A 12,099-nucleotide genomic window follows, 5' to 3' on the forward strand; every position below is an offset into this window, starting at 1 on the left:
TGCGGTCAGCCGCGCGGCCCCGTCAGCGCCCGGAGGGCGTTGAGGATCACGGCGACGTCGATCGCCTCCTGCAGGAGGGCGCCGCCCACCGGCGGCAGGTGGCCCGCCGCCGCGACGATCATCGCCGCGATGGACAGGCCCATGCCCACCAGGACGCTCTGGCGGGCGATGCCGATGGACCGGCGGCCGATCTCGACGGCGTCCGCGATGCGCCCGATCTCGTCGACGGCCACGATCGCGTCCGCCGCCTCGGTCGACGCGCTCGCGCCGATCGACCCCACCGCGATGCCGACGTCCGCCATCGCCAGCGCGGGGGCGTCGTTGATGCCGTCGCCGACCATCACCACGCCGGCGCCGTCCGCGCGCATCGCGCGCACCACGTCGAGCTTGTCGGCGGGCGTCTGGTCGGCGTGGACCCGGTCCACCCCCACGCGGGCCGCCACCTCCTCGGCGACCGACCGCTCGTCGCCGGTCACCATCGCGATCTGCTCGATGCCGGTCCGGCGCATGCGCTCGACGGTGGCCGAGGCGTCGTCGCGCAGGCGGTCGCCGAAGACCACGGCGCCCGCCGCCCGGCCGTCGATCCCCACCGCGACCACGGCGCGTCCCGCCCCTGCTGCGACGCCGAGCGCCTCGACGCCGGTCACCCCCTGCCCGCGCACCCAATCGGGGGCCCCCGCAACGACCCGCGCGCCGTCGACCCGCCCCTGCACGCCGAAGCCGGGGTCCTCCACCACGTCGGCGGGCAGCGACAGCCGCAGCTCGCGGCCGGCGGCCGCGTCCACGAGGGCCTGGCCGAGCACGTGCATCGAGAGCTGCTCGACCGAGGCCGCCAGCCGCAGCACCTCGTCAGCGGAGCGGCCGTCCGCCGCGACGACGTCCTCCACCTCGGGCGTTCCGAGGGTCAGGGTGCCGGTCTTGTCGAGCAGCACGGCGCGCGCCCCCCCGAGCGCCTCGATCACGCCCGCGCCCTTCACGATCACGCCGCGCCGGGCCGCCCGCGACACGCCGGCGACCAGCGCGATCGGCGCCGCCAGGATCAGCGGGCACGGGGTCGCGACGACCAGCACCGCGAGCGCGCGCACCGGATCGCCGCTGACTGCCCAGGCGAGCCCGGCCAGGGCGAGCGTGACCGCGAGGAACACCACGGCGTAGCGGTCGGCCATGCGCACGAAGGGTGCGCGCTGGGCGCCCGCCTCCCGCACGAGGCGGACGATCGCGGCGTACGCGCTCTCGGCGGCGGGCCGGGTGGCGCGGACGTCGATCGCTGCGCCGGCGTTCGTGCTGCCGCTGCGCACCGCCCCGCCCTCGGGGATCTCGACCGGCAGCGGCTCGCCGGTGAGGGCGGCCTGGTCGAGCACGGCCGAGCCGCCCTCGACCAGCCCGTCCACCGGCAGCACCTCGCCGGCGCGCACCACGACCAGGTCGCCGACCCCGACCGCGTCGGCCGGGACCTCCACCAGCGCGCCGTCGCGGCGGAGCGTCGCGGTGCGGGGCGCCCGGGCGAGCAGCGCCGCGAGCTCCCGGCGCGAGCGGCCGGCGGCCAGCGCCTCGAGCGCCTCGCCGCCGGACATCATCAGCGCCACCACCGCCGCCGCCAGGTACTCGCCGAGCGCCAGGGCGCCCGCCATGGCGAGCAGGGCGATCACGTCGACGCCGAGGTCGCCGCGGGTCAGCGCGCGGGCCACGCTCAGGACGAGCGGCGCCAGCACCAGCACGGTCGTCGCGCTCCAGACGGCGTCGGCCGCGACGTCGAGGCCGAGCGCCCACAGGAGCAGCCCGGACAGCACCCCGGCCAGCGCCAGGCCGGGCAGCAGCCAGGCGGGCGGGCGGCGCCCGCGCCCGGGCTCGGCGCCGGCCGTCGTGGTGACGGCGCCGGGCGGCCCGGACGGCGCCTCCGCCCGGGTGCCCCCGGCGCCGGTGGTGGTCGAGCTGGTCAGGGCGCCTCCTCCTGGTGCGGCCGTGCCCAGCGTAGCCGGGGTCCCCCGGCCCCGCCGTTCCGCCTCAGGCCTCGCCGTCGCCCAGCACGCCGATCTGCGCGAGGAGGGTGAGCACGTCGAGGTGGTGCTCGACGTCGGCGACCCTGCCGTCGCGGACCGTCACCCAGAGCGTCGCCGTGACCTCGATGCGCCGGCCGGTGGGGGCGATGTCGCGGCCCGACGTCCCGAGCGGCCCGTCCTGGGTGCCGCGCCAGATCACGTCCTCGGCCACCGTGCCGCCCTCCGCGAGCGCGCGGCGGATGTCGCCCCGCACGTCGGGCAGCGCGACCTTCCATTCGCGCAGCGCCTCGAGGTAGGGCTCGATGCCCTCGATGCGGCGGCCCGTGCCCGCCTCGGTGTAGACGATGCCGGGGTGGGACAGCTCGGCGAAGCGGTCCCAGTCCTCGTCGTTGAAGGCCTCGAGCTGGGCCGCGGCGACGGCCCGGGGGTCGGATGCGGTCGTGGTCATCGCGCCTCCTCGAGGCACGGGAGGTCGAGGGTACGACGCCCGCGCCGCCGGGGGAAGGGCGGCGGCGCGGCCAGGACTCACCGGCGGCAAAAGCCCCGCAAACAGCGGACTCCTGCGATTGTGGCGTCCGACCCGGTGTGCCACCCTGTCACCGCCTCATGCCCGCCGCCGACCCGCCCTTCGTCCACCTCCACGTCCACTCGGACCGCTCCGTCCTCGACGGCGCGTGCGAGATCGAGCGGCTGCTGAACCGCGTCGAGCAGATGGGGCAGGGGGCCGTCGCGCTCACCGACCACGGCGTGATGAGCGGGGCGGTCGACCTCTATCGCAAGGCCACCAAGCGCGGCATCACGCCCGTGGTTGGCCTCGAGGCGTACGTGGTGCCCGACCACCGCGAGCGGCCCACCCGCGAGAAGCGCAACCACCTCACGCTGCTCGCCGAGACGACCGAGGGCTACTACAACCTCATCAAGCTCTGCTCGGCCGGCTACCTCGAGGGGTACCACCGCAAGCCGCGCATCTCGCACGAGCTGATGGAGCGCCACTCGGACGGGATCATCGCCCTGTCGGGCTGCCTGTCGGGCGTCGTCTGCAGCAGCCTCGAGCAGGGCGACACCGACGCCGCGGCCGCCGAGCTCGACCGCCTGCGGCAGATCTTCGGGCCCGACGACGTCTACGCCGAGATCCAGCACGCCGGCCTGCCGGTGCAGACCGGCATCAACGAGCACCTGCGGCGCATCGCGACCGACCTCGGCATCCCGATGGTCGCCACCTGCGACGCGCACTACCCCTGCCGCGAGGACGCGGACGCCCACGAGGCGCTGCTGGCCATCCAGACGCGGGACGTGCTCAGCAACCCGAAGCGCTTCCGCTTCGACACGAAGGAGTTCTACCTCAAGACCGGCGCGGAGATGGCCGCCGCGCTGCCCGACTTCCTCGACGCCCTGCCGGTCTCGGTGGAGATCGCCGAGCGCTGCTCGGCGCTCAGCCTGCCGCTCGGCGACATCAAGCTCCCGCGGTTCCCGGTGCCGGGCGGCGAGACCGCCGAGGCCTACCTCGAGCGGCTCTGCCGCGAGGGGCTCGACCGGCGCTACCCGGGCGGCTGGCCGGCCGCCGCCGAGGAGCGGCTGCGCTTCGAGCTCGACGTCATCCGGGAGATGGGCTTCAGCAGCTACTTCCTGATCGTCTGGGACTACACGCGCTGGGCGCGCGAGAACGGCGTCGCCGTGGGACCGGGCCGCGGCTCGGCGGCCGGCTCGCTGGTGTCGTTCGCGCTGCGTATCGTCGACGTCGATCCGCTCGCCCACGACCTGCTGTTCGAGCGCTTCCTCAACCCGGGGCGCAAGAGCATGCCCGACATCGACACCGACTTCTCGGTGGCCGGGCGCGACCGTGTGGTGGCCTACGTCACCGAGAAGTACGGCCAGTCCGCGGTGGCCCGCATCGGCACGTTCGGCAAGCTGCTCGCGCGCGCCGTCGTGCGCGACGCCGGCCGCGTGCTGGGGCACACGTACGGCCAGGTCGACCGCATCGCCAAGCTCGTCCCGGAGCGGCCCATCGGGATCAAGCTCGAGGAGGCGATGAAGCCGGGCACCGAGCTCGCCCAGGCGTACGCCGAGGACCCGGTCACCAAGCAGATCATCGACACCGCCCGGCCGCTCGAGGGCCTCGTGCGCAACGAGGGCGTCCACGCCGCCGGCGTCGTGATCGCGCCGAGCGACATCACCGACTACGTGCCGGTGCGGATGGACGACGAGGGCAACGTCGTCACCCAGGTGCCCGACCACGACGTCGAGGCGCTCGGCCTGCTGAAGATGGACTTCCTCGGCCTGCGCAACCTCGACGTCATCGAGGGCGCGCTGCGGCTCATCGCGGACCGCACCGGCGAGGACCTCGACATCGACACGGTGCCGCTCGACGACCCGGCCACCTACGCGATGCTGGCCCGCGGCGACGCCGTCGGCGTGTTCCAGTTCGAGTCGAGCGGCATGCGCGAGGCGCTCCGCGAGGTGCGGCCGACCGAGTTCGCCGACCTCATCGCCCTCGTCGCGCTGTACCGGCCGGGGCCGATGGCCTTCATCCCGACCTACGCCCGCAACAAGCGCGACCCCTCGCTCGTCACGTTCGCCGACCCGCGCCTCGAGCCGATCACCGGCCCCACCTACGGGGTCGCGGTGTACCAGGAGCAGCTGATGGCGATCTCCCGGCAGCTCGCCGGGTTCTCGCCGTCGCGCGCCGACGACCTGCGCAAGGCGGTCGGCAAGAAGGACAAGGTCCTGATGGCCTCGCTGAAGGACGAGTTCATCGAGGGCTGCCTGGCCAGCGGCACCGACCGCAAGGTGGCGCAGGACCTCTGGGGCCTCTGCGAGGCGGCCGGCGACTACTCGTTCAACAAGAGTCACGCCGCCTGCTACGCGCTGCTCGCCTACCGCACCGCCTACCTGAAGGCGAACCACCCGGCCGAGTACATGGCGTCGCTGCTGTCCTCGGTGATGGACACGAAGGACCGCGTGCCCTTCTACGTGGCCTGCTGCACGGACATGGGCCTCTCGGTGCTGCCGCCCGACGTCAACGTCAGCCGCGCCGACTTCGCGGTGACCGGCGAGCGCGAGATCCGCTTCGGCCTCACGGCGACGAAGGGCGTCGGCGACAACGCCGTCGCGGCGATCATCGCGGCCCGCGACGCCGGCGGGCCGTTCGAGTCGATCTGGGACTTCTGCCGGCGCGTCGACCAGGCGCAGGTCAACAAGCGCGCGCTGGAGAGCCTCGTGCGCGCCGGGGCGCTCGACTGCACCGGCGACACGCGCCTCGGCATGCTCGAGACGATCCCGGCCGCGGTCGCCCAGGCCGCGCGCCGCCGCCAGGACCTCGCGGCCGGCCAGGAGTCGCTCTTCGGGGCGATGGGCGGCGGCGACGACGGCGCCGCCGACCCGGTCGTCCTCGAGGTCGACGCCCCGGTCCCGACGATCGAGATGCCCAAGGAGGAGCTGCTCGCCGCCGAGAAGGAGGCGCTCGGCCTCTACGTGTCGAGCCACCCCCTCCAGGACTGCCGCCGCCAGCTCGCACGCGCCGTCACGTGCGGCCTCGCCGCGCTCGGCGAGCGCGCCGACGGCGAGCCGGTCACCGTGGGCGGGATGATCGGCGCGGTCAAGAACATCACCACCCGCCGCGGCGAGCCGATGATGTTCGTCCGCCTCGACGACCTCGAGGGGCAGGTCGAGGTGGTCGTCGTGCCGGCGGTGCTCGCCGAGGCCCGCGAGCTGCTCACGATGGACGCGATGCTGCTCATGACCGGCCGCGTCGACCAGAAGGGGGAGGGCGAGACGAAGCTCGTCGCCCAGTCGGTCCGGGCCTTCGTGCCCGAGGAGGGCGGCGAGGAGGAGCGCCTGCGCCTGCGCGTCCCGATGGAGCGCCTCGCGGCCACGCCGCTCCCCGAGCTGCGCCGGGTGCTCGTCGACCACCCCGGCCCGGCGAAGGTGATCGTGGACGTGGAGACCCCCGCCGGCCGCCGCCGGCTGCGGCTCAGCGACGAGTTCTCGGTCGACCCCCGGGCCAACTCCCTGGTCGCGGAGCTGAAGACGCTGTTCGGGGAGCGCTGCCTGGCCTGACGGCCGCCCGCCCCCGCGCCGCGCGCTGCGGCGCGGCTCGTCCGCGGCCGCCGTGCGCGGCGCCACGGGCGCGTCACGTCGCGATCGGCCCGCCGCGCCAGCCGATCTCGATCTCGATCTCCATCCCCTCGTCGTCCTGCTCGATCTCGACGGACAGCTGCACCTCGTCCGGCACCCGGACGCTCAGCCGCTTGCCCTCCCGGGTCACCTGCAGCCCGTTGTTCGACGCGAGCTCGTCGGCGATCGCGCGCAGCCGCCGCGCCGCCTCCTCGCGGCTGACCGTCGCCTCCTGGCCGTAGAGCTCGTATTCGTCCGACATCCGTCCTCCCGGTCGAGTGGTCCCATATCCATACCCCGCCCGGCCCTCGGGCGCATCACAGCGCCGCCGCCCGGCGACGCCCGGGCCGGCGCCCGCGGCCTCCCAGGCGACCGTCCGGATCCGATCGGCCCGCTGCGCCCCGATCGCGGTCGAGGTCCACTTGGACGCGGCGCCGGGGTCCATTCGGACGTCTCGGCCGCGGTCGAGGTTTACCCCGACGCCGCGCCGGCATCCGGTTGGCGCACCGAGCCGTCGCCGCGCGGGAGGCGCGCCGGCACGGCGGCCGGCTGCGTCGGTCGGCCGACCGACGCAGCCGGGGGCGGGGTGGCGGTCCACTTGGACCCGGCGTCGGGGTCCATTCGGGCGTACCGGGCCGTCGCTGCGCGGGAGCCGCGCCGGCACGGCGGCCGGCTGCGTCGCTCGGCCACCGACGCGCCCGGCGGGTGGTGGTCCACTTGGACCCGGCGTCGGGGTCCATTCGGGCGTGTCGGCGTCGCCGCACGGAGCCCCGCCCCGCGCACCGGCCGGTCCCTCGGCCGCGTCGATCGGCCGGCCGCTGCGCCCGGCGGGGTGGTGGTCCACTTGGACCCGACGCCGGGGTCCATTCGGACGCGTCCGGCTGGCGCCGGCACGTGCCCTCCGTCCCCGGTCGGTCGGTCGGCGGGGTTCCCGGCGCGCGGGACGTCCGAATGGACCTCGGCGCCTCGTCCAATCGCGCAGACCACAGCGCCTCGTCCGATCGCGCGGACCGCGGCCCCGGGGCGCGTCCCGGGGCCGCCGGGCGCGTCCGAGTGGCGCGTCCGCGCCCCTGTCAAACCCGCGCACCCGGGGCCGGCGCGGACGCTTGACCCCGGGCGGGGGAGGGCGCTTCACTACACCGCGATGCGCGCTCGGGTACCCCGATGAGACGCTCCGCCGCGGCGGTCTCCGCCGCCGCAGGGTCGTGCCGTCAGTGCCCGGTCTCGTGCGAGCGGACGGTGCGCCCGGCGGGCTGCCTGGAGGCCGGGTGCCCCCGGCTCTACTCGTACGAGCGGGACGGGCGCACGTGGGTGGGGTGCATGGAGGGCGTCTACCGGGTCGAGATCGACCTGGAGCGCCTGCGGCGCATGCAGCGCACCGCGGCGGGGTTCGGCTCGCTGCGGGCGGCGAAGGAGCCGCTGCCGATCTGCGACGCGGCCGTCGAGCGCACGTTCGAGCACCGCTCGGAGGCGCCCTGCGTCAACCCCGACTTCCTGCTCTCGGGCACCGACGTGCGTTACACGGTCACCGCCGCGCCGGGCGCCGCCGGGGCCGAGCGCCGGGACTGACCGCGCGGCCGGCGCGCGCGCCCGGCCGGCCGGCCGCGCGCGCGCCGCACCCCGCTCAGAAGCCCGGCGTCTCGCCCCCGCCGCCGCCGTCGCCACCGCCGCCCGGCCCGCCCGGCGCCGCGCCCTCGCAGCGGGCGTCGTAGAGGTCCCCGCCCGCGGCGTCCCAGTTCTGGGACCAGGTCGTCCCGCGGAACGTGAAGGGCGGCACGACGTCGCGGTCCTCCTGGTGGTCGAGGTGCGCCCGCACGATGCCCGGCGCGGCCGGGGAGATCAGCACGTACGGGTTCGTCGTCGAGCCGGTCGCGTGGCAGATCGCCACCCGCGGGGTGGCGGCGAGGGCGGGCGCGGCGAGCGCGCCGACGGCGGCGAGGGCGCCGAGGCCGCAGAGGATCCGTCGCATCGGTGGTGGTCCTTCCGTGGAGGTGGGGCGGACGGGCGTGCCGCCCCTCGCACCCGGGATCGGCACGCGGCGCGCGACGCCGTATCCGTCGTGATGCGTGAGGCGCGGCCCCTACGGGCGCGCGGGGGCGTCGGCGCGCAGCAGCAGGGCCACCCACGACCGGAACGGCCGCCAGGGCTCGGCGATCTCCCGCAGGCGCCGGTCGTCGGGCGGCGCGGGGAGCCCGTACGCCTCGGCCACCGCGGCGCGGACGCGCGGCTCGGCGAGGGGCGGCACGTCGGGCGCGCCCGCGCCGCGGATGAGGATCACCTCGGCCGAGTACGGCCCCACGCCGGGCAGCTCGCGCAGCTCGCGCAGCGCCTCGTCGGCCGGCAGGGCTCGCAGGTGCCCGGCGTCCAGACGACCGTCGACGGCGGCGCGGGCCAGCTCGCGCAGGCGCTCCGTGCGCTCGGGGGTGAGCCCCCGGCCGGGCGCCAGTCCGGCCAGGCGCTCGGGGGCGGGGAAGGTGCGCAGCCGGCGCCCCGCCACCTCGACCTCGCCGCCGAGCGCGGCCACGATGCGGGCCCGCGTGGCGAGCGACTGCGCGAGCTGCGTGCGCTGGGTGAGGATCGCCCAGACGCCGGCCTCGTAGGGCGAGGGGAAGAGCGGCGGCCGCAGGCCCGGGTGGCGGCGCATCGCCGCGCCCACCACCGGGTCGCGCCGGCCCACGGCGCCGTAGCCGCGGCCGTCGATGTCGAGCGAGAGCGCCCTGGCCACCCGGTCGCGGGCGGCCGCGGGGTCGGCCGCCGCGCCGTCGCCGGTGACCACGGCTGCCACCGCGCCGCCGTGCTCGCGCAGCGCCGCGCCCACCGTGCCCGTCGCGCCGTCCGGCCCCAGCGCCAGGCGCAGGACCCCGTCGTCGTCGGCGTCCTCGCGGCCCGCCGGCGGCCAGCCCGCGAGGAACGCCGCGGCGGCGCGCAGCGCGAACGGCCCGCGGGGGACGATGCGCAGCTCGGCCGGCACGAGGGGGAGGATAGGGGCGCCGGCGCCGGTAGGCTGCGGGCGTGACGGACCTCCCCCGCATCGGCCTCGTCACCGGTACCGGCCTCTACGAGCTCGACGGCCTCGAGGACCGCGAGGAGCGGCTCGTCGCGACGCCCCACGGCGAGGTGACCGTCGTGCTCGGCACCCTCCACGGGGTGTCGGTCGCCCACGTGCCCCGCCACGGCGCCGGCCACGCCCGCCTGTCGCACCAGCTCACGCCGCGCGCCACGGTCGCGGCGATCGCCGCCGCCGGTGCCCGGGCGATGGTCTCGACCACCGTCTGCGGCGCGGTCGACCCGGGCCTGGCGCTGGGCTCGCTGGTGGTGTTCGACGACCTCCACTTCCCGTCCAACCGCCTGGCCGACGGCTCGCTCTGCACCCTGTTCACCGACCCGGCCATGCCGGGCCGCGGCCACTGGATCTACGAGCGCCCGTTCGCCGAGGGCGTGCGGCGCGGGCTGCTGGAGGGCGCGCGCGCCGCCGGCCTCGACGTGCGCGACGGCGGCACGTACGGGCACGTGGACGGTCCCCGCTTCAACACCCGCACCGAGATCGCCCAGCTCGCGGCCGCCGGCGTGGCGGCGGTGAGCCAGACCGGCGGCCCGGAGACCGTGCTCGCCGGCGAGGCGCGCCTGCCGTTCGCGCTGATCGGCTTCGTCACCGACCACGCCAACGGCGTCATGCCGGAGCCGACGCCGCCCGACACGCTGGAGCGGCTCTTCCGCGAGAGCGCCGGGCGCCTGCAGCTGGCCCTGCGCGAGGCGGTGCCGCGCATCGCCGCCGACCCGGGCGAGCCGGCCGGCATCCTCTTCGCCCTCTAGTTCAGCGCCCGCCCCCGACCCGGCGCGCCAGCCCCGGGTACCCGACCACCAGCCCGTCGGCGTCCAGGAGCAGCTCGGCGCTGACGCCCGCGTGCGCGCCGAGGTCGGTGTAGCGCACGACGGCGCCGCCGACCTGGTCCCGCACGTGCTCGTAGCGCTGGCGCGAGGGGTGGACGGTCAGCGCGGGCACGTCGACCCAGGCCGCCACGATCTCGGCCGGCGGCCCGGGGCGCATCAGGCCGAGGCGCCGCACCGGCATGAGGTTGGTGAGCGGGGAGCCGCCGAGGTCGCAGTCGAGGGCGCCGGCGAGGTCGGGCCGCTCCACGACGGCGGGCGGCCCGCCGTCCTCCGCCGCCGCGCACGTCCACCGCCCATCGGCGCCCCGCTCGAGCGCGAGCGCGCGCGACCAGCCCGCGCCGGTCGCGGTGACGTCGAGGCGGCGGGTGACGAACCCCTCGCCGGCGTCCAGGCGGTAGTCGAGGCGGTAGGGGCGCCCCGGCAGCGGGTCGCCGCCGGCCTGGGTGCCGCGGGCCCGGACGCCCGCCGTGCCGAGCTCCACCTCGGCGACCTCGGCGCGCCATTCGTCCACGCCGCTCCAGAGCACGAGGAGCGGCGCCGGGCTCACGAGAAGGCCTCGCCCCGGCGCACCACGAGCAGCCAGGTGAGCACCCCCGACACCGCCACCAGCAGCAGCGCGGCGATGCTGGCGTCCGCCCAGAACGCGTCCTCGGCGGCGCTCCAGACCCGCGTGGCCAGGGTGGGGAAGCCCGCGGGGGCGAGCAGCAGGGTGACGGGCAGCTCCTTCATCGCCGACAGCAGCACCAGCCCCGCGGCGGCCGCGAGCCCCGGGGTCATCAGCGGCAGATCGATGCTCAGCAGGCGCGCCAGCCGCCCCCGGCCGAGCGTGCGCGCGGCGTCGTCGAGGCGGCGCGGCACGCTCGCCACCGCCACCCGCGAGGGGCCCAGCGCGAGCGCGCCGAAGTGGATCGCGTACGCGCCCACCAGCAGCGGGAGGGTCTGGTAGAGGCCGCCGAACGCGCCGGGGCTGTTGAGGGTCCAGAACGCCAGCGCCAGCGCGATCACGATGCCCGGCAGGGCGAAGCCGCCGGTGATCAGGGCGTCGGCCGCGCCGCCCAGCCGGCCCCGGTGGCGCACGGTGAGGAAGGCGACCGGCAGGACGGCCGCCACCGCGACCCCGGCGGCCACCGCCGACGCCACGGAGGTGTTGACCGCCGGCTCCACCAGCAGGCCGGGGTCGGCGACGAGCGAGGTGGGCCGGCTGGAGCCCTCGGCGGCGCCGCGGATCGCCCAGTAGCCCAGCACGGCGAGCGGCGCCACCAGGCTCAGGGTGAGCAGCCCGCCGACGAAGCCCAGCCCGGCGGCGCGCCAGCGGCCGAGCTGCACGGTCAGCGGGCGGCCGCCGCGGCGCACGTCCACCCCGAGCCGGCCGGCGACGCGCCGCTGGCCCACGACGACGACGATCGCCAGCAGACCCAGCGCCAGGCTCAGCGCGGCGGCGACGGCGGGGTCGATCAGCCGGTTGGCGTAGATCGCCCGCGTCAGGGTGTCGTAGCGCAGCAGCTGGACCGCCCCGAAGTCGGCGATCGTGTAGAGGAAGACGAGCAGCCCGCCGCCCGCGATCGCCGTGCGCGCCTGGGGCAGCACCACGGTGGCGAAGGTCCCGAGGGGGCCGCGGCCGAGCAGTCGCGCCGACTCCTCCATCGAGGCCGGCAGCTGGCGCAGGCGCGCGGCGACCGGCAGGTAGACGTAGGGATAGGTGAGGAGCGTCAGCACCGTGAAGGCGCCCGCGAAGCCGCCCACCTCGGGCAGCCGGGCGCCGTCGGCGACGGGGGAGAGCAGGCGCTCCACCAGCCCGCCCCGCGCGAACGCCGCGATCAGCGCGAAGGCGCCGATGAACGACGGCAGCACCAGCGGCAGCGGCAGGAGCAGGCGCGCCACCCGGCGGCCGGGCAGGTCGGTGCGCATCACCAGCCAGGCGGCCAGCGTGCCCACCGCCGCCGCGGCGGCGGCGACGGTCGTGCCCAGCAGCAGGCTGCGGCCGAGCGGCCCGAGCAGGGCCGCGTCGGAGACGATCGACCAGGTCTCGCCCTCGTCGGCCGTGCGGACCACGAGGTACGCCAGCGGCGCCGCGAACGGCGCCGCCAGCAGCACC

General features: G+C 76.7%; 10 protein-coding genes. 3 read left to right on the forward strand and 7 right to left on the reverse strand.

The window, feature by feature from the left end; translation table 11 throughout:
* Positions 1–5: 5 nt before the first annotated feature.
* Together ITJ85_RS05450 and ITJ85_RS05455 are read right to left on the reverse strand one after the other, a co-directional pair.
* Positions 6–1,790, reverse strand: a complete 1,785-nt coding sequence (locus tag ITJ85_RS05450; protein ID WP_217915342.1) for a heavy metal translocating P-type ATPase — start codon at positions 1,788–1,790, stop codon at positions 6–8.
* Between the two features lie 214 nt (positions 1,791–2,004).
* Positions 2,005–2,448 (reverse strand): ester cyclase, encoded by a 444-nt coding sequence (locus tag ITJ85_RS05455; protein WP_217915343.1) that lies wholly within the window; start codon positions 2,446–2,448, stop codon positions 2,005–2,007.
* Between the two features lie 158 nt (positions 2,449–2,606).
* On the opposite strand from ITJ85_RS05455, the gene dnaE reads away from it, so the two are divergent.
* Positions 2,607–6,056 carry a DNA polymerase III subunit alpha gene (dnaE, locus tag ITJ85_RS05460; RefSeq protein ID WP_217915344.1) on the forward strand — a complete coding sequence of 1,150 codons (3,450 nt, stop codon included), beginning with the start codon at positions 2,607–2,609 and terminating at the stop codon, positions 6,054–6,056.
* A 73-nt stretch (positions 6,057–6,129) separates the two neighbouring features.
* Here dnaE and ITJ85_RS05465 read toward each other — a convergent pair whose 3' ends face one another.
* A complete protein-coding gene (locus tag ITJ85_RS05465) occupies positions 6,130–6,375 on the reverse strand; it encodes an amphi-Trp domain-containing protein (RefSeq protein WP_217915345.1) in 246 nt (81 codons plus the stop codon).
* Positions 6,376–7,277: 902 nt separating this feature from the next.
* Here ITJ85_RS05465 and ITJ85_RS05470 point away from each other — a divergent pair.
* Positions 7,278–7,682 (forward strand): hypothetical protein, encoded by a 405-nt coding sequence (locus ITJ85_RS05470; protein WP_217915346.1) that lies wholly within the window; start codon positions 7,278–7,280, stop codon positions 7,680–7,682.
* Between the two features lie 55 nt (positions 7,683–7,737).
* On the opposite strand, the gene ITJ85_RS05475 is transcribed toward ITJ85_RS05470, so the two are convergent.
* Together ITJ85_RS05475 and ITJ85_RS05480 are read right to left on the reverse strand one after the other, a co-directional pair.
* Positions 7,738–8,082 (reverse strand): hypothetical protein, encoded by a 345-nt coding sequence (locus ITJ85_RS05475; RefSeq protein ID WP_217915347.1) that lies wholly within the window; start codon positions 8,080–8,082, stop codon positions 7,738–7,740.
* Between the two features lie 111 nt (positions 8,083–8,193).
* Positions 8,194–9,084, reverse strand: coding sequence for a DNA-3-methyladenine glycosylase family protein (locus ITJ85_RS05480; protein WP_217915348.1), 891 nt, complete (start codon positions 9,082–9,084; stop codon positions 8,194–8,196).
* A 41-nt stretch (positions 9,085–9,125) separates the two neighbouring features.
* Here ITJ85_RS05480 and ITJ85_RS05485 point away from each other — a divergent pair, with 41 nt between their 5' ends.
* A complete protein-coding gene (locus tag ITJ85_RS05485) occupies positions 9,126–9,926 on the forward strand; it encodes a phosphorylase family protein (protein ID WP_217915349.1) in 801 nt (266 codons plus the stop codon).
* A gap of 1 nt (position 9,927) precedes the next feature.
* On the opposite strand, the gene ITJ85_RS05490 is transcribed toward ITJ85_RS05485, so the two are convergent.
* A complete protein-coding gene (locus ITJ85_RS05490) occupies positions 9,928–10,551 on the reverse strand; it encodes a putative glycolipid-binding domain-containing protein (RefSeq protein ID WP_217915350.1) in 624 nt (207 codons plus the stop codon).
* A complete protein-coding gene (locus ITJ85_RS05495; protein ID WP_217915351.1) occupies positions 10,548–12,098 on the reverse strand; it encodes an ABC transporter permease in 1,551 nt (516 codons plus the stop codon). The genes ITJ85_RS05490 and ITJ85_RS05495 overlap by 4 nt, the downstream gene beginning before the upstream one ends.
* Position 12,099: the final 1 nt, after the last annotated feature.

Source organism: Miltoncostaea marina (assembly GCF_018141525.1).
GTDB classification, from domain to species: domain Bacteria; phylum Actinomycetota; class Thermoleophilia; order Miltoncostaeales; family Miltoncostaeaceae; genus Miltoncostaea; species Miltoncostaea marina.

Bases quoted from the DNA above. Each gene is read 5' to 3' on its own strand.
- ITJ85_RS05465 (WP_217915345.1), bottom strand. From the start codon at position 6,375: ATGTCGGACGAATACGAGCTCTACGGCCAGGAGGCGACGGTCAGCCGC.
- ITJ85_RS05470 (WP_217915346.1), top strand. From the start codon at position 7,278: ATGAGACGCTCCGCCGCGGCGGTCTCCGCCGCCGCAGGGTCGTGCCGT.
- ITJ85_RS05455 (WP_217915343.1), bottom strand. From the start codon at position 2,448: ATGACCACGACCGCATCCGACCCCCGGGCCGTCGCCGCGGCCCAGCTC.
- ITJ85_RS05475 (WP_217915347.1), bottom strand. From the start codon at position 8,082: ATGCGACGGATCCTCTGCGGCCTCGGCGCCCTCGCCGCCGTCGGCGCG.
- dnaE (WP_217915344.1), top strand. From the start codon at position 2,607: ATGCCCGCCGCCGACCCGCCCTTCGTCCACCTCCACGTCCACTCGGAC.